The following is a 17,485-nucleotide window of genomic DNA, read 5'->3' on the forward strand; positions in this document are numbered from 1 at the left end:
TCAGGCTGCGGTGTAGCCGCCGTCGGCGGTGAATTCGGCGCCAGTCACGAAGGCGGCGGCGTCGCTGGCAAGGTAGGCGATCATCGGCGCGATGTCGCTCGCCACGCCGAGGCGCTTCATCGGGATCAGCGAGGCCCAGGCCGCCAGCGCGACTTCTGGCGGGATCGGCTTGCCATCGGCATCCACCGGCGGCTCCCAGTCGGCGCCGAGGTTGGTCTGGACCGGGCCGGGCAGCACGCAGTTCACGCGGATGCCCGCGCTCGCCCATTCACAGGCCACTGCCTTGCTCAGCGCCCGCACCGCGCCCTTGGTGGCGCTGTAGGCGGCGAACTGCGCGCCCGCCACCTTGCCGTAGATCGAGGCCAGGTTGACGATCGAGGCCCCCGCAGCGCCCTGCGCGATGGCGGCCTTCATCAGCGGCTCGGCGGTCTGCATGCCGATGTAGACGCTTTCCACGTTGATGCGGTTCTGTCGGCGCAGGATCTCCACTGGCGCCTCGGAGAACGGGCGCGACATCATGATACCGGCGTTATTCACCAGCACGTCGAGCTTGCCGAAACGCTCCTGCACAGCGGCGGCGCAACTCGCCCAGGCGGCCTCGTCGCTGACGTCGTGCGCCAGCGCCAGCGCATCGCCGCATTCCTGCGCCGTCGCCTCAGCGCCTTCGAGGTTGAGGTCGCTGGCGATCACGCTGGCGCCGTGGCGGGCGAGCGTCAGCGCCGTCTCGCGGCCGATGCCCGAGGCGGCGCCGGTAACCCAGCAGGTCTTGCCGGTCAGGTCGAACAGGGCACTCGGCATGGTCATTCTCCGATATTGGAACGGGCGTGGCGTTCGGCGGCCACGGGGGGGAGCCATGGCAGGCTGCCATCGCAGTAGGCCTCGAGGGCAGGCGTCCAGCGCCCCGGTTCGTCGAGGGTGCCGCCTTTGATGAGCGTCAGCCCCGGCAGCGCCCCCGCGATCGAGACGATGGGCGAGCCGCAGGCGGGGCAGAAATGGCGCGAAACGGGCTGGCCGCTGTCGCCCATATCCTCGAACACCCGCGTCTCGCCCTGCTGGGAGAAGGCCGCGTCGGTCACCGCGATGACCAGCGAAAAGGCGCTGCCGGACTGGCGCTGGCAATGGCGGCAGTGGCACACGGCGGCGAGCAAGGGCTCGCCCTCGAAAGCATAGCGCACCTGCCCGCAGAGGCAGCCGCCGGAGTGGGTCGCGTTTATCATAGGGCCATCACCACCGACTTGGGCTCCAGATAGGCGTCGAGCACTTCGCTGCCGTTTTCGCGCCCGATGCCGGACATCTTCATGCCGCCGAAGGGGAAGGCCGGGTCGGCCAGCATCACGCAATTGACGAAGACGGTGCCCGCCTCCAGCGCGGCGGAGGCCCGGTGCGCGGTGGCCAGATCGCGGCTAAAGACATGCGCGGCGAGGCCGAAGGCGCTGTCGTTGGCGCGCGCGATGGCTTCCTCGATATCGTCGAACGGCGCGGTGGCGAGGACCGGGCCGAACACTTCGTCGCGCATGACTTCGGCGTCGGCGGGGACATTCCGCAGCACGGTCGGCGCATGGTAGAACCCGCGCTCGGGCAGCACGGCGGCGGAGGGCATCGCCTCGATCCCGGCCGCCCTCGCCCGCTCGACGAAGCCCGTGACCCGCTCGTGCTGGCGGGCGCTGATGAGTGGGCCGAGCTGGCTGGCGCGGTCGGAGCTTGGCCCCAGCTTCTGCGCGCTGCCCACGGCAGCGATGCCTTCGAGCACTTCGTCGTAGACCGAGCGATGCACGTAGAGCCGCGTGCCCGCGTAGCAGACCTGGCCTGAGTTGAAGAAACACCCCATCGCCGCCTGCGGTATGGCGCTGGCGAGGACGGCATCGGCGCAGATGATCGAGGGCGACTTGCCGCCCAGCTCCAGGGTCACGCGCTTGAGGTCCGGCACCGAGGCGGCGAGGATCGCCTGCCCGGTCGTGGTGGAACCGGTGAAGGCCACCTTGGCGATGCGCGGATGCGCCGCCAGCGCCGCGCCGGTCGCGCCGTCGCCGGTGACGACGCTGAGCACGCCTTCGGGAAACCCCGCGATGCGCGCCAGTTCGACCAGCCGCAATGCGCTCAGCGGGGTTTCCGGCGCGGGTTTCAGGACGACGGTGCAGCCCGCCGCCAGCGCTGGGGCGACCTTCCACATCGCCAGCACCAGCGGGAAATTCCACGGCGTGATCGCCGCGACGACGCCGATCGGCTCACGCCGCGAATAGACGTGATAGTCGCCCGGCGTTGCGGACAGCGTCCCCGCCCGGCCCGCCAGCTTCGACGGCCAGCCTGCATAGACACGCAGCCACGAGATCGCGGCGGGAATATCCACCGCCTCGACGATACCGACGGGCTTGCCGGTATCGAGCGCCTCCAGCGCGGCGAGGCGCGGCAGGTCGGCTTCCATCGCATCGGCCAGCTTGTGCAGCAGTCGCTCGCGCGCCAGCGGGGCAAGGCCGCGCCATGCGGGCGCGCGGAAAGCCAGCCATGCCGCCTCCACCACCTGATCGACCTGCGAGGCCGAGGCCACCGGGACATCCGCGAAAGCGGTTTCCGAGCACGGGTCCACATCAGGCAGTGTCGCGGCGGAGGCGAGCCGGTCCCCACCCGCCGTCAGCGCCAGATCGGGCAGTTCCAGACCGTCGAAACCAAGCAAATTCGTGTCTCCTGTCATCCCGGGATCAGCACCACGTCAAGGTTTTTCAAACCGTTGATGAAATTGGAGCGGAACCGGCGCGGCGGCGACAGCACCTCGAACCGGGCCACGCGCTCCGCTAGGATGCCGAAGGCGACGCGCAACTGCATCTCCGCCAGCCGCGAGCCGACGCAGACATGCTGCCCGGTGCCGAAGCCGAGGTGCTGGATATTGCCGCGCCCCACGTCGAAGCGATGCGGATCGGGGAATACGCTCTCGTCACGGTTGGCGGCGATGTACCACATCACCACCTTGTCGCCCTTGGCGATGGCCTGCCCGCCGATCTCGGTATCGGCCATGGCGGTGCGCCGCATATGCATGACCGGGCTGGCATGGCGCACCATCTCGCGCACGGCGGTCTTGATGAGGTCCGGCTCGGCGCGGATGCGATCCCACTGCCCGGGGTTTTCGGCAAAGGCGACGATACTGTGGCTCAGCGAATTGCGCGTCGTCTCGTTCGCGCCGACAAGCGCGAGGATCATGTTGCCGGTGAATTCGCGCAAGGTGACGGGGCTACCGTTCACCTCCATCGTCGCCAGCAGCGTGGCGAGGTCCTGCCCCGGCGCGGCGCGTCGTTCCTCGAACAGCCGGGCGCAGAAGGCCATGAATTCGCCGAGGATCGTCGCCATCGCCTCGGGGCTCTGGCGAAAGTCCGGGTCGTCCTCGCCGACGAAGGCGTTGGTCCAGTCGTAGAGCTTCACCCACATCTCGGCGGGCAGGTCGAACAGTTCGCACAGCGTCAGCAGCGGTAGCGGCGCGGAGAGCAGCGGGACGATGTTGACCGGCTCGCCGAGAGGTATCTTTTCCACCAGCGCAAGGCAGCGTTCGCGGATGCGTTCCTCGATCCCGGCAAGGCGACCCGGGGCTACGGCAGGCATGATGAACTTGCGGTACTGGGTATGCGTGGGCGGGTCGATCGAGATGAACGGGGTTCCGATCGCCGATTCCCCCGCGCCCGTCAGGCCCACCTCGTTCTCGTTGAAGATGCGGTGGCCGCCGTTCTCGCTGGCGGACGAGAACAGCGCCGGATTGCGCGATACCTCGACGATATCGGCATAGCGGGTTAGCGACCAGAAGCCCGACCCGTCCTTTTCGGGGTTCCAGTAGACCGGCTGCGCGGTGCGCAGCCGGTCGAACACGTCATGCGGCGCCCGGTCCAGATAGAGGTCGGGGTCCTTCAGGTCCGGCGTGGTGAGAGCTTCGATCATGACGCGCGGCTCCCGCTCAGAAGCTGACGCGCGCGGTCACGCCGTAGGTACGCGGCGCGGCGGGGACGAGCAGGTTGTAGTTGAAGCCAGCGCCGCGCAGGTCGAGGCCATAGGCCAGAACCTTGCGGTTGAAGGCGTTGTTGATCCAGCCGCGCAGTTCGATGTTGTCATGCTGCCAGACGAGCGCCGCATCGACCTTGGCATAGGCGCCCTGCTGCAGTTCGGAATTGACTTGGCCCGTGCCCGCCACGTCGGTCGTGTTGAAGGGCGAGAAGTACTGGCGGCTGAAGTAGTTGACCGAGGGCGAGAAGGTCACGCTATCACGCCCGGTGTCGAACACCTTCCAGTCTACTCCGAACTGCGCGGTCCAGCGCGGAGCGAAGGGCAGCGCGTTGCCGGACAGGTCGACGCCCTGCAGCGACAGTTCCTTGTACGTGGCGTGGAGGTAGCCGCCCGAGGCATTGATCGTGAAGCCGGGTGCGGGGCGCAGGGTGGCCTCGATCTCGCCGCCGTAGACTTCGGCCTTGGGCGCATTGACGAGGAAGTTGACCGGACCGGCGCGCAAGTCCTGCACCTGCTGGTTGGTGTAGTCGTAGTAGAACCCGGCCGCCGAAAGCGTCAGCATGTTGCCCAGCAGGCGACCCTTCACGCCCGCCTCGTAGGCATTGACGCGCTCCGGCTCAACGTAGTTGACGCCTGCCGAGGACGTGTAGCTGCCGCCGTTGAACGCACCCGAACGATAGCCGCGGCTGTAGCTGGCATAGACCAGAAGGCCGTTGTCGAAGGTGTAGCTCAGCGCCGCGCGGCCGGTCAGCGCGTTGTTCTTGCCGTCGAGGTTGAAGCGCGCGTTCGGGTCGTAGGCGCAAGTGCCCGGTGCGCCGCTGCAGGGCACGGTCGAGGCGATCGGCGTCATCGCATCGTCCACGCCGCCCGCGAAGAGGAAGGCATAGCCGTCGCGGTACTGGCCGCGATCCCAGGTGTAGCGCGCGCCCAGCGTGAGGACGAGCTTGTCGGTCAGGTCATAGTCGCCCTGCAGGAACGCGGCGTAGGAGCGGCGGCTCTGGCGGTAGTGCTGGAAGAACCCGCCGTCGACGCCCACGCCCAGCGCGCTGCCGATGTTGAAGCGGTTGTCGGTGACGGTGCGGTCCCAGCCATAGAACAGGCCGCCGACGAGTTTCAGCGCATCGCCTTCGTAGTTGATCCGCGCTTCCTCGCTGAACTGGCGGAAGCCGGACTGCCACGTGATATCGAGCACGTCGTTGGGCGATCCATCAGCCGCCTGATCGAGATCGAGCTTGCCGCCGTCATACGAGGTGATCGAGGTGAAGGTGACGGTGGGACTCAACTCCACCGAGACGTTGCCCGCGATGCCCCATGCGTCGGTGCGGCTGAGGCCGACGCGGTTCTCGTTGATCTCGAAGAAGCCGAGGTTCGATGTGGCGCGTTCGCTCGGGATGCCGAGCGGGGTCGCCTGCGTACCGCGATCGCGTCCGGCATAGGCGCGGATCTTGATGTCGACGGCGCCGTTTCCGGGCTTGGCGCGCAGGGCGACGCGGCCCTGCAGCGAGTCCACGCTGTTGGCGTCGCGGCCGCCGGGGTAGACGTTGCGGATCTGTCCGTCGCCCTTTTCGTAGTTCGCGGCGATGCGCAGGCCGAGTTCATCCTCGACCATGGTTGTCTCGACCGCGCCCTGCGCCTTGAACGTGTTGTAGTTGCCGTAGCCCGCCTGAAGGTAGCCCTCGGTGCCCTGCAGCTTGGGTTGGCGTGTGATGAAATTGATCGCGCCGCCGGTCGTGTTCCGGCCGAACAGCGTGCCTTGGGGCCCGCGCAGCACCTCGACGCGGTCGAGGTCGAACAGGCCCATGCCATGGCTGGTGCGCGCGGCGATGTAGACGTCGTCGATATAGACGCCGACCGGCGATGCCTGGTTGGAATTGAACTCGTTCGCCACGCTGATGCCGCGCAGCGAGAAGTTGGGCTGGGTGCGCCCGAACGAGCTGCTGACCTGCAGGTTCGGCACTGCCGTCGCCAGCGAGGCGGAGTTGGTAATTCCCTTTGATTCCAGTGCGTCACCGCCCAGCGCAGAGATCGCCAGCGGCACGTCGAGCAGCGACTGCGACCGGCGCTGCGCGGTGACGATGATGTCTCCGGCAACCGCTTCGCTGGCCTGCGGAGCCTGCGTCGCCTCTTGCGCCAGCGCGATGTTGGAAACGCCGCAGCTCAGGATGACGGACGCGATTCCAGCCTTGGTGATGTTCATTTCTACCTCTCCTCCCTCGCCCCGTTTTTCATCTCAGGGGCTTCGTCGGGTTGCCCCATGACTAGCCGCTGCGAGCCTCCATGGCTTTAACCGGGCTTGATCCCGTTTTTGTCATTTCTTGCGCTCGCCTTGAGCCCTCGCCCCCTTGCGCCCCAATGTCGCGGCGACGGCGGATCGACAGAGTCCGCGCCCGAACTTGCCCGAGAGAGGTTTCATCGATGCACCCCAGGCCCTTCGCCCTCAGCGATGCGCAGCGCCCCGCCCTCGTCATTCCGGCGACGGGAGAAACGGTCAGCTACGGCGAACTGGAAGCCGCCGCCAATCGCGGCGCCCACCTGCTGCGCCACCTCGGCGCGAAGCGCGGCGACGTGGTGGCCCTGCTGATGGACAACGAGAGCGCGATCTTCGACGTCGCGTGGGCCGCGCAGCGCACCGGGCTCTACCTCACCAGCATCTCGACCAAGCTGGGCGCGGCCGACATCGCCTATATCCTGCGCGATTCCGGCGCGCGCCTGCTGGTCCACTCCGACCGCCTCGCCCCCCTCGCCGCCGAAGCCCTGCGCGATGCGCCCGGCGTCGAGAGCTACGATGCCGGCCGCTGGCGCAGCACGGCCGCGTCCTGGCCTGAAACGCCGGTGGAGGACGAGAGCGCGGGCACCGACATGCTCTATTCCTCGGGCACCACGGGCCGCCCGAAGGGCGTGAAGCCGCCGCTGCCGCAAGGCCCCTTGGACGAGACGACGCCGCTGGAAACGATGGGCACTGCGCTTTACGGCATGGGCGAGGACACCGTGTACCTCTCCACCTCGCCGCTCTACCACGCGGCGCCGCTGCGCTGGGCGATGACGATCCACCGGCTCGGCGGCACCGTGGTCATCATGGAGCGCTTCGATGCAGGGGAAGCGCTCGCGCTCATCGAGAGCCACCGCATCACCCACGCGACATGGGTGCCCACGCACTTCGTGCGGTTGCTGAAACTCCCGCCCGAAGCGCGCGCGCGGCGCGATCATTCCTCGCTGCGAGCGGTGATCCACGCCGCCGCGCCCTGCCCGGTGCCGGTCAAGCAGGCGATGATCGACTGGTGGGGGCCGATCGTCCACGAGTACTACTCGGGCACCGAATGCTGCGGGATCACCGCGCTGTCCTCGGCCGAGTGGCTGGCGCGCCCCGGCTCGGTCGGCAAAGCGGTGCTCGGCAAGGTGAAGGTGCTCGATCCCGAGGGCCGCGAACTGCCTCCCGGCGCGACCGGCGACGTCTATTTCGCCGATGGGCCATCGTTCGTCTACCACAACGATCCACAGAAGACCGCCACGGCGCACAATGACCGGGGCTGGGCGACGCTGGGCGACGTCGGCCACGTCGATGCGGACGGCTACCTGTTTCTCACCGACCGGCGCAGCTTCATGATCATCTCGGGCGGGGTGAACATCTATCCGCAGGAGATCGAAAACCACCTCGTCACCCACCCCAAGGTCGCCGACGTGGCGGTGATCGGCGTCCCGCACGAGGAGATGGGCGAATGCGTGCTCGCCATCGTCCGCCCCGCCGAGGGGGTAGCCTCCGGCCCTGCGCTCGCGGAGGAACTCGGCGCCTTCGCCCGCGCCGCGCTGGGCAGCGTGAAGACGCCCAAGGCTTTCGAATTCCGCGACGAACTTCCGCGCGAACCCACCGGAAAGCTCATGAAGCGCAAGCTGATCGACGAGTTCAAGGCCCGCTGATCATGGAGCGCCTGATCTTCGCGGAGGAACACGACCAGTTCCGCGCCTCGGCCGCGCGGTTCATGGCCGCCGAAGTCGCTCCCCACGCCGAACGCTGGCGGCGCGAAGGCATCGTTGAGCGCGAGGTGTACCGCAAGGCCGGAGATGCCGGGCTGCTGTGCCTCTGGGCCGATCCCGCGCACGGCGGCGCGGGCGTGGCCGACCTGCGCTTCGACCAGATCGTCATCGAGGAGAACGTGCGCGGCGGCGAACCGGGGTTCTACCTGCACCTGCACAGCAATCTCGTCGCCCCCTACATCGCCGCGCTGGGCACGCCGGCCCTGCAGGGCCGGTTGATGCCGCGCGTGGTCTCGGGCGAGACGATCTTGGCCATCGCGATGACCGAGGCGGGCGGCGGCAGCGACTTGCGGGCGATCCGCACCCGCGCCGTCCGGGAGGGCGACGGCTGGCGGCTGACCGGCGCAAAGACCTACATCTCCAACGGGATTCTTGCCGACGCGGTGGTCGTCGCCGCGCGCACTGGGGAAAGGACGCTCGGTCTCTTCGTCGTCGATCGCGGCATGGCAGGCTTCGAACGGGGCGGGAAGCTGGGCAAGATGGGCCTCGCCGCGCAGGATACCGCCGAGTTGTTCTTCAACGACGTACAAGTGCCCGGTGACAACGTGCTGGGCGATCCCGAGGCGGGCCTGCCCGCGCTGATGCGCTTCCTTGCTACCGAACGTCTGGTCGCGGCCATCGCCAGCATCGCGGCGGCACAGACCGCGCTGGCGCTGACGCTGGACTTCGCGGCGACGCGCACCGCTTTCGGACGCCCCGTCGGCCTGTTCCAGCACAACCGTTTCCGCCTTGCCGCGCTGCGCAGCCGTATCGACGCGGCGCAGGCGTGGATCGACCAGCTGGTGCTCCTCGCCAATGCCGCGCGCCTGACGCCCGAGGACGCGGCGGCCGCCAAGCTGGTGGCCAGCGAACTGGAGGGCGAAGCCGCCGACCTGGGGGTCCAGCTCCACGGCGGCGCGGGCTACATGGACGAGTACCGCATCAGCCGCATGTACACCGACGCGCGCATCAGCCGCATCTTCGCCGGATCGAACGAGATCATGCTGGAGATCATCGCGCGCGGCATGGGACTGGACGAACGGGGAGTGCCGTAGTCCGGCTGATCAAGAAACGTCAAAATCGATGCGCATTTTCGACAAGGCGTTGCGCGGATTTTGCGTTACCCTGTCCGGATCGAAAGAGCAGCCCTGGCTGCCGGACCGGGAAAAGGATGACAATGGACGCAATCGCCACGATCTGCCCAGAGCAGCGATCGCGAGCCACCGCGCAGGGCACACCGCGATGATCGCCGCATGCGACATCGCCTCGCCCAGCACATGGCACGGCGAGGCGATCATTGCCGACACCCTGCGGCGCGGCCCCGAGGTCAGCCTGGAATCGAGCGACGGGCGCTGGCGTTTCAGCCGCTGGCGCCAGTTCGTGGGCAGCTACGCCCTGCCCGGCCTGCCCGACCCGCTGTTCGTGGTGCAGCTTGCGGGCAAGGCCAACGTGCGCACCTGGGACCGCGACGGCTGGAGCGACGACGCCGCCTACCCCGGCGCGGCGACCATCGTGCCCGCGACGATGCAGACGCGCTGGCTGGTCGACGGCGAACTGGACGTCATCACCCTCAGCATCGATTCTGACGAATTGCGCTCGGCCTCGGTGCTCGACCAGTTCTCGCGCATGCGCTTCGCCTTCAACGACCCGCTCGGCTCAGCCCTCTCGCGACAGATCCTGGCAGAGCTTTACGAACCGGAATCGGGCGCCCGCGACATCTACGTCGCCTCGCTGATCGACGCGCTGAAGGCGCACATGCTGCGCGGCCCGGCGCGCACGACGGCGTCCGATTTCCCGGTCTCGGCGTTCTCCTCCTACCGCATCCACCACATGATGGACACCATCCGCCGCCATCCCGAGGCGGAGCACAGCTTGGAGAAGATGGCCGCCGACGCCGGCATCACGCCGTCGCACTTGTGCCGCGTGTTCCGCAAGGCGACCAACATGACGCCGCACCAGTTCGTGCTCAAGACCCGGCTGGAGCGCGCGCAGCAGATGCTCTCGCAGTCCGATGCGCCGATGAACGTGATCGCGGAACTACTTGGCTTCGGCAGCCAGAGCAGCTTCAACCGTGCCTTCCTCAAGTTCTGCGGCGAGACTCCATCCTGCTACCGGAACCGGCGGATGCAGGGCTGAAAGCGGCAAGCTGCCTCTGGTCGAGGCGCAATTTCCGGCATCCCGCCCCGGCCCGGCGGCAGCGTCGATCCGGCAATCGCGCACCGGCGCCGGAACACGCGTAATCATTGCTCGTTCGTGACGTCATGAAATTCATCGTGCCGTCAGACCGCCTTGCCACCCTTCATGCCCGCAGGGATCTCAAGATGGCACGGTCCGCCCATGCCTATGTCCGGGGCAATACGCTGCTGTTCTACCGCTGGCTTACCGAGGAGGGCGGCGACCGCATCGTCCCGGAAGGTCCTGCGGTCTGGATCTGCGGCGATTGCCATCTCGGCAATCTTGGGCCGATCTCCAACGGCGGCGGCAAAGTGGCGATCCAGATCCGCGACCTCGACCAGGCGGTCATCGGCAATCCCGCCCACGACCTCATCAGGCTGGGGCTATCGCTCGCCACGGCGGCCCGTGGATCGGACCTGCCGGGCGTCGTCACGGCGCGCATGATGGAAGAGATGGTGGACGGCTACGAACAGGCCTTCGTCGGACCCGAGAACGGCGAAGAAGACGGCGATGGCGAACCGGACATCGTGCGTGTGGTCCGTCGCCGCGCCGTCGGCCGGAAATGGCGGCACCTGGCGAAGGAACGGCTCGACGATGTAGAGCCCCGGATTCCCCTGGGTCGCCGCTTCTGGCCTTTGAGCGAAGAAGAGGCGACCGGCCTTCGCGAAATCGTGACCCACCGGCCGGTAAGCCGCATGATCCTGTCGCTCGATAGCAAAGGCGAGGAACGGCGCCCCGTCATGGTCGATGCGGCATACTGGATGAAGGGCTGCAGTTCGCTGGGCCTGATGCGCTATGCGGCCATCGTCGCCCTCGACGGGGAACGCGGGACGGACCACGCCCTCGTCGATATCAAGGAAGCGATCGAACCGATCGCCCCCGCCGCCGAAGACGCGCAAATGCCGCAAGACCCTGCCGAGCGCGTCCTTGCCGCTGCGCGCGCCTTGTCGCCCTATCTCGGCGGCCGTATGGCGACGGCCCGGCTGCACGGACATTCGCTGTTCGTGCGCGAACTCATGCCGCAGGACCTCAAGATCGAGGTCGAGCAGTTCTCCCGCGCGGAAGCGCTCAAATCCGCACGCTATCTGGCCTGGGTCGTCGGCAAGGCCCATGCGCGGCAGATGGACCCGGCGACCCGACGTTCCTGGGCGCGAACGTTGCAGCGCGGCCGGTCGGGAGGCCTCGACGCGCCGTCATGGCTGTGGCGCACGGTCGTCGATCTCGCCGGACGGCATGAGAGGGGCTATCTCGAACACTGCCGCGTGCATGCACTGGGCGCATGACGGGTTGGCGAACCTTGGATCAAGAGCGTCGATGATCGGCGGCCATGGGCGGACGATACGTCGTCTATCCTCAGGATTGCAGTCTCGGCAAACAATGGCTATCTCCTGCTCCAGCCAATACGGAGTGCGCAACCTTGAACCTTTCCCTGACCGCATCGCCTACCTGCCTTGCCGCCAAGGAAACCCGTGTTCATGCCTGCCTCAATTTCCGTTTCCCATCTCGCCTGGTCCGCGCCTGACGGCCGACGCGTTCTCGATGACCTGACGCTCGATTTCAGCTCGGAACGCGCCGGGCTGATCGGACGCAACGGCATCGGCAAATCGACGTTGCTGGGTATCATCGCCGGCGGCGTGTCCCCCTCCAGGGGAGGCGTCCGCATCCATGGCACGGTGGGGCTGTTGCGGCAGACCGTGCAGACCGCGCCGGGTGAAACCGTCGCCGACGTTCTCGGTGCCGCCGCTGCGCTCGCGGTCCTTCGCAGGGCCGAGGCCGGCATCGCGACGATGGACGAACTGAGCGATGCCGACTGGACGCTGGAAGCCCGCGCGGCCGATGCGCTCGCCGGACTGGGACTGCATCTGCCTCTCGATACGCCGCTCGCCAGCCTGTCAGGCGGGCAGAGGACACGCGCGGCACTGGCCGGGCTGGTTTTCGCCGAACCTGATTTCCTGCTGCTCGACGAGCCGACGAACAACCTCGACGCCGGGGGCAGAGCCGCCGTCGTCGATATGCTGGCGAACTGGCGTGCGGGCGCTATCGTCGTCAGCCATGACCGCGAACTCCTCGATACCATGGACGCGATCGTCGAACTGACTTCGCTGGGCGCGACGCGGTACGGCGGCAACTGGAGCGATTACAGCGCACGCAAGGCCGTCGAACTCGCTACCGCCGAGCATGATCTGGCGGCGGCGCAGCGCCATCGGACGAGCGTGGCCCGCAAGGCACAAGTGACCGCCGAACGCCAGCAACGGCGCGATGCCGCGGGCAACCGACAGGCCGAACGCGGCGGGATGCCGCGCATCCTGCTCGGCGCCCGCCGCGAGCGGGCCGAGAACAGCGGCGCGGAAAACCGGCGCCTCGCCGAACGGCAGCGCGGCGAGGCGGACCTCTCGGTCGAACGCGCCAAGGCTCGGATCGAGGTACTGCAGCCCTTGTCCGTCCAGGTCGCACCGACCGGCCTCAATCCATCGCGCGAGGTGCTGACGCTCGACCACGTCTCGGCGGGTTACGGCGATGGCGCACCGGTGCTGCGCGATGTGTCGCTGCGCATTACCGGTCCCGAACGGGTCGCCGTCACCGGGGCCAACGGCAGCGGAAAATCGACTTTGCTGCGGGTCATCCTCGGCGAACTCGCGGTATCGTCGGGACGCGTGGAACGGCATGTTCCGGGCAGACTGCTCGACCAGCAGGTCAGCGTCCTGCAGCGAGAGAGCACCATCGCCGAGAACTTCATGCGGCTGAATCCGGGGCTCGACGACAATGCCTGCCGCGCCGCGCTTGCCCGTTTCGGCTTCCGGGCGGCAAGCGCCGACCAGGCCGTCCACGCCCTGAGCGGAGGCCAGATGCTGCGGGCCGGGCTGGCCTGTGTCCTCGGCAATCCCGTCCCGCCGCCGCTGCTCATCCTCGACGAGCCGACCAACCATCTCGACATCGATGCCATCGCCGCGATCGAGGCCGGTCTGCTCGCCTACGACGGTGCGTTGATCGTGGTCAGCCACGACCGACATTTCCTCGATCGCATTCGTATCACCAGGACGGTGGAGCTGACGCGTGACTCCCCGATCCACTCGGCGGGGTAGAAGCAAGTCGCGGTTCAGCCCCGTCAGGTGCTCCCACCTGACGGGCCATCGCCTCAGAACTTGACCGAGAGTGTGCCCTGGATGCTGCGCGGCGGGTTGAAGCGCAGCTGGTCGTTGGGGCCGTAGCCCGACTGCACGGACTTGCCGTTGAGACCAGCGGTCGTCGGCGCGCCCTTGCTGCTGTTCTTGACCTCGATCACGTGGTCGTCATCGAACAGGTTGTAGACGTTGAGGCTCACGCGGTACTTGCCGAAGTCGTAACCCACTGCCAGCGACCCGACATTGTACGCAGCCAAGCGATAGAGGCGGAACGAGGCGTTGGTATCAGCTTCGGTCGCATACTGCGCGCCCGTGAACTTGTGCGTATAGGATGCGAAGAAACCGTCGTGATCGTAGAACACACCGAGCGTTTCGGTGGTGTACGGCGTCTTGGCGATCTGCGTGCCGGTCGTGCCGCTTTCGGCCTTATTGTACGAGGCATTGGCGAACAGCGTCAGGCCGGTCACCGGGAACACGCTGATCTGGCCTTCGACGCCCTTGTACTTGACCTTGCCGATGTTCACCAGCAGCGAGGAGTCCGATCCGGCGACGGTCGGCGAGGCGATCTTGTTGTTGACGTCGATCTTGTAGGCATCGACGTCGATCGCGAAGCGGCGGCCGTGATAGACGGTGCCGATCTGGTAGTTGGTGCTGCGCTGCGGCTGGAGCGCAGAAAGCGAACTGCCGAGCGAAGACGACGTCGAGTAGAAACTCGACAAGTCAGGCACGTACATACCCTTGGCGTACTGCGCATAGACCGTCCAGTCCGAGCGGATCTGGTAATTCGCGGTCAGGAAAGGCAGCACGTCGGTCCAGGTGGCCTTGGCATTCAGCGGAGCGTGGGTCTTCTGGTTCACCTCCGCATCGATCTGCCTGGTGAAGTGCACGTACTTGACGCCCGGCGTGATCGAGAGGCCCTCGATCGGACGATATTCCAGTTCACCGAAAAGCTGGAACTGGTCCCATCCCGAATGCTGGATGTAGTCGATGTTGGACTTGCCGACGATGTAGTTCGGCTTGCCCGTCGACAGGTCGTAGTTGATCAGATGGCGATCGCTGGCCGAATGCTCATACCAGCCGCCGACGCGCAGGCGGCCGTGCTCGAATTCGTAGTCCGCCTCGCCGATGTAACCGATCGTGCGGTACTTGTTCTGCTTGTCGTAGCCCGGAACGCCGGCGGTCTTGCTGCCGCCCGGCGTCAGCACCACCACGTTGGCCGAGTTGCCGGTGCCGTCGTTGCCGGAACTGGTGTGGTTGGTATAGCCATACATGTAGACGCGGTTGTCGAGCGTCAGGCCCGAGCCGAGGTCGCTCTGCAGGCGGACAATCTCGAAGTCGGTCTGCTTGCTGGTGCGGTTGTAGCCCCAGTAGTTCTGCGCGTACTTGCTGGTCACCGATGGATCGTTGGTGTTGCCGTAGCGCTTGCCGAAATCGGCTATGCCGCCCACCGTGCAGTTCTCGCCGGTGATGTCGCCGCTGTTAGCGCCGGTGCCGCAAGTGCCGAAGCCGGTGTCGGATTCGTAATAGACATTGGCGTTGTAGGTGGACAGCACCGTCAGCGTGTTGGCGGTGCCGATCGGGATCACGCCCTTGACGAAGATGTTCTTGGAATGGGTGGGGCTGTATGTCAGTGCGCCCTGCGAATCCATCACCTGGCCCGAGACCACGAACTTGGCGCCACCCAGCGCATCGATCGCGCCGGTCTGCACCGCGAGGCGGCCCACATAGGTCTCGAAACTGCCCACCGTGGCGTCGGCACGAACGCCGAAGTCGTCGGCCACGGCCTTGGAGTACATGTTGACGTTGCCGCCGTAGGTCGCCTGACCCAGCTGGCTGGCGTTGCCGGGGCCACGATCGACCACGACCGTCTCGATCGTGTTCGAGGGGAAGAAGGCCGTGCTGTGGTGCGTCGGGTTGTTGGTGTCGCCGAAGGGAATACTGTCATACGTGACGTTGTATTCGCCGTCCTTGAAGCCGCGGATCGACATCTTGGATTCGCCAAGGCCGATGCCGTTGTTGGCGCCGGTCAGCGTCACACCCGGCGTCAGCGAGGCCAACTGGTAAAAGTCCGCCGTCAGCGGCGCGGCCTTGTCGATATAGGTCTGCGAAACGGCTGCCTGCGGCTGGGTCGTCGCGAGCGAGGCGATCGACGGGGCCTGCTCCGTCTCGTGCGTGCCGGTGACGATGATGTCCGAGGTGGTCAGGGCGTTGGCGTCGTTGGCCTGGCCCCGGGACTGGCGGGTGCTGGAGGGATCCGCATCGGCATCGCTGGCGAAAGCCGGAGCCGAAGCGAAGGCGAGCGCCGTCGCCCCCGCAAGCAGGGTATACTTGATGGCATTCTTCATGGTGTCGCCCCTATGAAAGAAATTCGGTTCAGTTCTTGTCGAAAGCGGCCAGTTCCGCGCGGGCGGCCGAGGCCTTTGCCGCGATGGCCGGAGTGTCGAGCACGCGCTCGGCGACGATCGAGCCGAGCACGTGGCTCGCTTCGGTGTCGCTCGGGAAATGGACGCCGCAAATCTCGCGGCTGAGTGCATAGTCACGGGCCTTGGCGAGGATCGCCGGCGCCTTGCCCGGCATCAGCTGTGCCAGCACGAGGCCGCTCGAATAGCCGAGCAGCGAATGGCCGCTGGGATAGCTGCGGGTCGGCTTCTTGCCCTTGCCCGCGTCGCAGTTCGGCAGGGTCGGGTCGACGCCCCAGGGGCGGGTGCGGGCGAAGTGCTCCTTGGCATCGTCAGCCGCGACCTCGATCTCGTTCTGCACCGTCTCGAGAAGCGCCCAGGTTGCCGGGAGGTTCTTCAGGCTGGTGCCCACCACATCGTCGAAGATCGAAGGGTCCTCGTGCGCATCGTCCGCGCGGGCCTGCTCCATGCGCGCTGCGGACGTCGATGCGACAAGCGCGTGGAGATACTGAAGCTCCAGCTTCTCTTCCTGAGAGCCGCGGGCGGGCGGCGCCGGAAGCTGGGCCGCGACGGAGAGCGTGCCGGGCTTGATGACCTGGAACTGCCGGGCGGCAGCGGGGGCCTGCGCCGATACCGCGCCGGGCAGCGCGAGGCAGGCAAGAACCGCGATGGCGGTGGTCGAAAGCAAACGGGTCATGGGAATGTCTCCGGATCTGTCGGTCAGGACGCGGTGGGCGCGACGACCAGCACCTTGAAGGTGCCGGGTACGGGCTTGCCGCGCTTGGCGCCCGGTTCGGGGCGGGCGAGCGTGGCGGTGGGCAGGTAGACGCGGCCGTCGCGCGGATCGACTGCGCCGGTCTTGGCGCCGATCTGCGTCTTCACCGTGCCGATCACGCGGATGGCGGCAGGCTTCGCGATGTCGAGCACCGAAAGGGTGCCGCTGCCGCCGTTCGGGATGAAGGCGCGGTGGCGGGCTTCGTCGACGATCACGGCATCGGGGTCCGCGCCGATCGCCAGCGTGGCGACGACTTTCCCGGCCTTGGGGTCGGTTACGACCGCGACGTCGTTGGCGCAGGCGCTGATGAGGCGCGTGCCGCCGCCGACGAGAGCAAGACCGGTCGGCCCCTCGCATCCGGTCAGCGCGATGGTCTTCACGACCTTGCGCGCCTTGAGGTCGATCGCGACCACGACGTTGCGATCCTCGACATTGACGTAGGCGCCGCCCTTGCCGTCGGGCACGCCGAACTCCAGGCCGCCGCCGACCTCGATGATGCCGGTCACCTTGTGCGAGGCCGGATCGATGAGCGATACGGTGCCGTCGGCCGCGTTCATGACCACCACCTGGTCGGTGGCCTTGTCGTAGAAGCCGCCGTCCGGCTTCTTGCCGGTGGCGACTTCGGCATTCACCTTGCCCGTGGCGATATCGACGAAGCGGGTGGTGCCGGTATCACCGTCGGTTTCGAACAGTTCCGTCTTGCCAGGAATGCGCAGGACCTGATGGGCGTGATGGGCCGGCGCCAGCACCGGGTTGACCGCGCGCGAAGCCAGATCGACGGTGGTGATCGCATCGCCGTGCGCAACATAGAGCGTCCCGGTGGTCGGATCGACCGTCGCATAGTCCCAGCCGCCGTCAGGACCGGCGATATGCCCGGCCAGTTCGTAACCGGTGCCGGAGGCGGGACGGGCTGCGAGATAAGCGGGCGCAAGCGCTCCTGCCGCGACGCACGTCGCGACGACCCAATGTTTTGCCATGAAGATGTGATCCCTGTGATATTGGCCGGCGATCCTGTTCCGGCG

At 67.1% G+C, this 17,485-nt stretch carries 13 protein-coding genes; 5 read left to right on the forward strand and 8 right to left on the reverse strand.

Features of this window, described 5'->3' with window-relative positions:
* The 5 genes from HWN72_RS17830 to HWN72_RS17850 are packed head-to-tail and all read right to left on the reverse strand — an operon-like array spanning position 1 to position 6,178.
* Positions 1-804, reverse strand: coding sequence for an SDR family NAD(P)-dependent oxidoreductase (locus HWN72_RS17830; protein ID WP_211150911.1), 804 nt, complete (start codon positions 802-804; stop codon positions 1-3).
* Positions 801-1,217 carry a GFA family protein gene (locus tag HWN72_RS17835; RefSeq protein WP_036528344.1) on the reverse strand — a complete coding sequence of 139 codons (417 nt, stop codon included), beginning with the start codon at positions 1,215-1,217 and terminating at the stop codon, positions 801-803. Before HWN72_RS17835 ends, HWN72_RS17830 begins: the two co-directional genes overlap by 4 nt.
* Complete coding sequence (locus HWN72_RS17840; protein ID WP_036528402.1) at positions 1,214-2,671, reverse strand: aldehyde dehydrogenase; 1,458 nt, start codon at positions 2,669-2,671, stop codon at positions 1,214-1,216. The genes HWN72_RS17835 and HWN72_RS17840 overlap by 4 nt, the downstream gene beginning before the upstream one ends.
* A gap of 14 nt (positions 2,672-2,685) precedes the next feature.
* Positions 2,686-3,918, reverse strand: a complete 1,233-nt coding sequence (locus HWN72_RS17845) for a cytochrome P450 (protein WP_211150912.1) — start codon at positions 3,916-3,918, stop codon at positions 2,686-2,688.
* A gap of 16 nt (positions 3,919-3,934) precedes the next feature.
* Positions 3,935-6,178: a TonB-dependent receptor gene (locus tag HWN72_RS17850; protein WP_069709472.1), complete on the reverse strand. Its 2,244-nt coding sequence runs from the start codon at positions 6,176-6,178 to the stop codon at positions 3,935-3,937.
* A gap of 218 nt (positions 6,179-6,396) precedes the next feature.
* On the opposite strand from HWN72_RS17850, the gene HWN72_RS17855 reads away from it, so the two are divergent.
* The 5 genes from HWN72_RS17855 to HWN72_RS17875 all read left to right on the forward strand — a co-directional run bounded on the left by HWN72_RS17855 (position 6,397) and on the right by HWN72_RS17875 (position 13,250).
* A complete protein-coding gene (locus HWN72_RS17855) occupies positions 6,397-7,896 on the forward strand; it encodes an acyl-CoA synthetase (protein ID WP_069709471.1) in 1,500 nt (499 codons plus the stop codon).
* A 2-nt stretch (positions 7,897-7,898) separates the two neighbouring features.
* Positions 7,899-9,047, forward strand: coding sequence for an acyl-CoA dehydrogenase family protein (locus HWN72_RS17860; RefSeq protein ID WP_036528352.1), 1,149 nt, complete (start codon positions 7,899-7,901; stop codon positions 9,045-9,047).
* A gap of 28 nt (positions 9,048-9,075) precedes the next feature.
* Positions 9,076-10,128, forward strand: a complete 1,053-nt coding sequence (locus tag HWN72_RS17865; protein ID WP_231958341.1) for a helix-turn-helix domain-containing protein — start codon at positions 9,076-9,078, stop codon at positions 10,126-10,128.
* 125 nt (positions 10,129-10,253) lie between these two features.
* A complete protein-coding gene (locus HWN72_RS17870) occupies positions 10,254-11,450 on the forward strand; it encodes a DUF2252 family protein (protein WP_036528355.1) in 1,197 nt (398 codons plus the stop codon).
* Between the two features lie 192 nt (positions 11,451-11,642).
* Positions 11,643-13,250, forward strand: coding sequence for an ABC-F family ATP-binding cassette domain-containing protein (locus HWN72_RS17875; RefSeq protein WP_036528406.1), 1,608 nt, complete (start codon positions 11,643-11,645; stop codon positions 13,248-13,250).
* A 53-nt stretch (positions 13,251-13,303) separates the two neighbouring features.
* Here HWN72_RS17875 and HWN72_RS17880 read toward each other — a convergent pair whose 3' ends face one another.
* Genes HWN72_RS17880 through HWN72_RS17890 form a run of 3 tightly spaced genes read right to left on the reverse strand, consistent with a single transcriptional unit; the run spans position 13,304 to position 17,440 of the window.
* Positions 13,304-15,634, reverse strand: a complete 2,331-nt coding sequence (locus HWN72_RS17880; RefSeq protein WP_051587054.1) for a TonB-dependent receptor — start codon at positions 15,632-15,634, stop codon at positions 13,304-13,306.
* 28 nt (positions 15,635-15,662) lie between these two features.
* Positions 15,663-16,385, reverse strand: coding sequence for a phosphatase PAP2 family protein (locus HWN72_RS17885; RefSeq protein ID WP_008828627.1), 723 nt, complete (start codon positions 16,383-16,385; stop codon positions 15,663-15,665).
* A gap of 23 nt (positions 16,386-16,408) precedes the next feature.
* Entirely contained in the window at positions 16,409-17,440 is a 1,032-nt protein-coding gene (locus HWN72_RS17890; protein ID WP_036528357.1) for a YncE family protein, read from the reverse strand.
* Between the last annotated feature and the right edge of the window lie 45 nt (positions 17,441-17,485).

The sequence above is a fragment of the Novosphingobium sp. HR1a genome, assembly GCF_015594425.1.
Taxonomy (GTDB): Bacteria; Pseudomonadota; Alphaproteobacteria; order Sphingomonadales; family Sphingomonadaceae; genus Novosphingobium; species Novosphingobium resinovorum_A.

Coding starts and splice junctions, on each gene's coding strand:
- HWN72_RS17830 (WP_211150911.1), bottom strand. CDS start 804: ATGACCATGCCGAGTGCCCTGTTCGACCTGACCGGCAAGACCTGCTGG.
- HWN72_RS17835 (WP_036528344.1), bottom strand. CDS start 1,217: ATGATAAACGCGACCCACTCCGGCGGCTGCCTCTGCGGGCAGGTGCGC.
- HWN72_RS17845 (WP_211150912.1), bottom strand. CDS start 3,918: ATGATCGAAGCTCTCACCACGCCGGACCTGAAGGACCCCGACCTCTAT.
- HWN72_RS17850 (WP_069709472.1), bottom strand. CDS start 6,178: ATGAACATCACCAAGGCTGGAATCGCGTCCGTCATCCTGAGCTGCGGC.
- HWN72_RS17855 (WP_069709471.1), top strand. CDS start 6,397: ATGCACCCCAGGCCCTTCGCCCTCAGCGATGCGCAGCGCCCCGCCCTC.
- HWN72_RS17860 (WP_036528352.1), top strand. CDS start 7,899: ATGGAGCGCCTGATCTTCGCGGAGGAACACGACCAGTTCCGCGCCTCG.
- HWN72_RS17865 (WP_231958341.1), top strand. CDS start 9,076: ATGCGCATTTTCGACAAGGCGTTGCGCGGATTTTGCGTTACCCTGTCC.
- HWN72_RS17870 (WP_036528355.1), top strand. CDS start 10,254: ATGAAATTCATCGTGCCGTCAGACCGCCTTGCCACCCTTCATGCCCGC.
- HWN72_RS17875 (WP_036528406.1), top strand. CDS start 11,643: ATGCCTGCCTCAATTTCCGTTTCCCATCTCGCCTGGTCCGCGCCTGAC.
- HWN72_RS17880 (WP_051587054.1), bottom strand. CDS start 15,634: ATGAAGAATGCCATCAAGTATACCCTGCTTGCGGGGGCGACGGCGCTC.
- HWN72_RS17885 (WP_008828627.1), bottom strand. CDS start 16,385: ATGACCCGTTTGCTTTCGACCACCGCCATCGCGGTTCTTGCCTGCCTC.
- HWN72_RS17890 (WP_036528357.1), bottom strand. CDS start 17,440: ATGGCAAAACATTGGGTCGTCGCGACGTGCGTCGCGGCAGGAGCGCTT.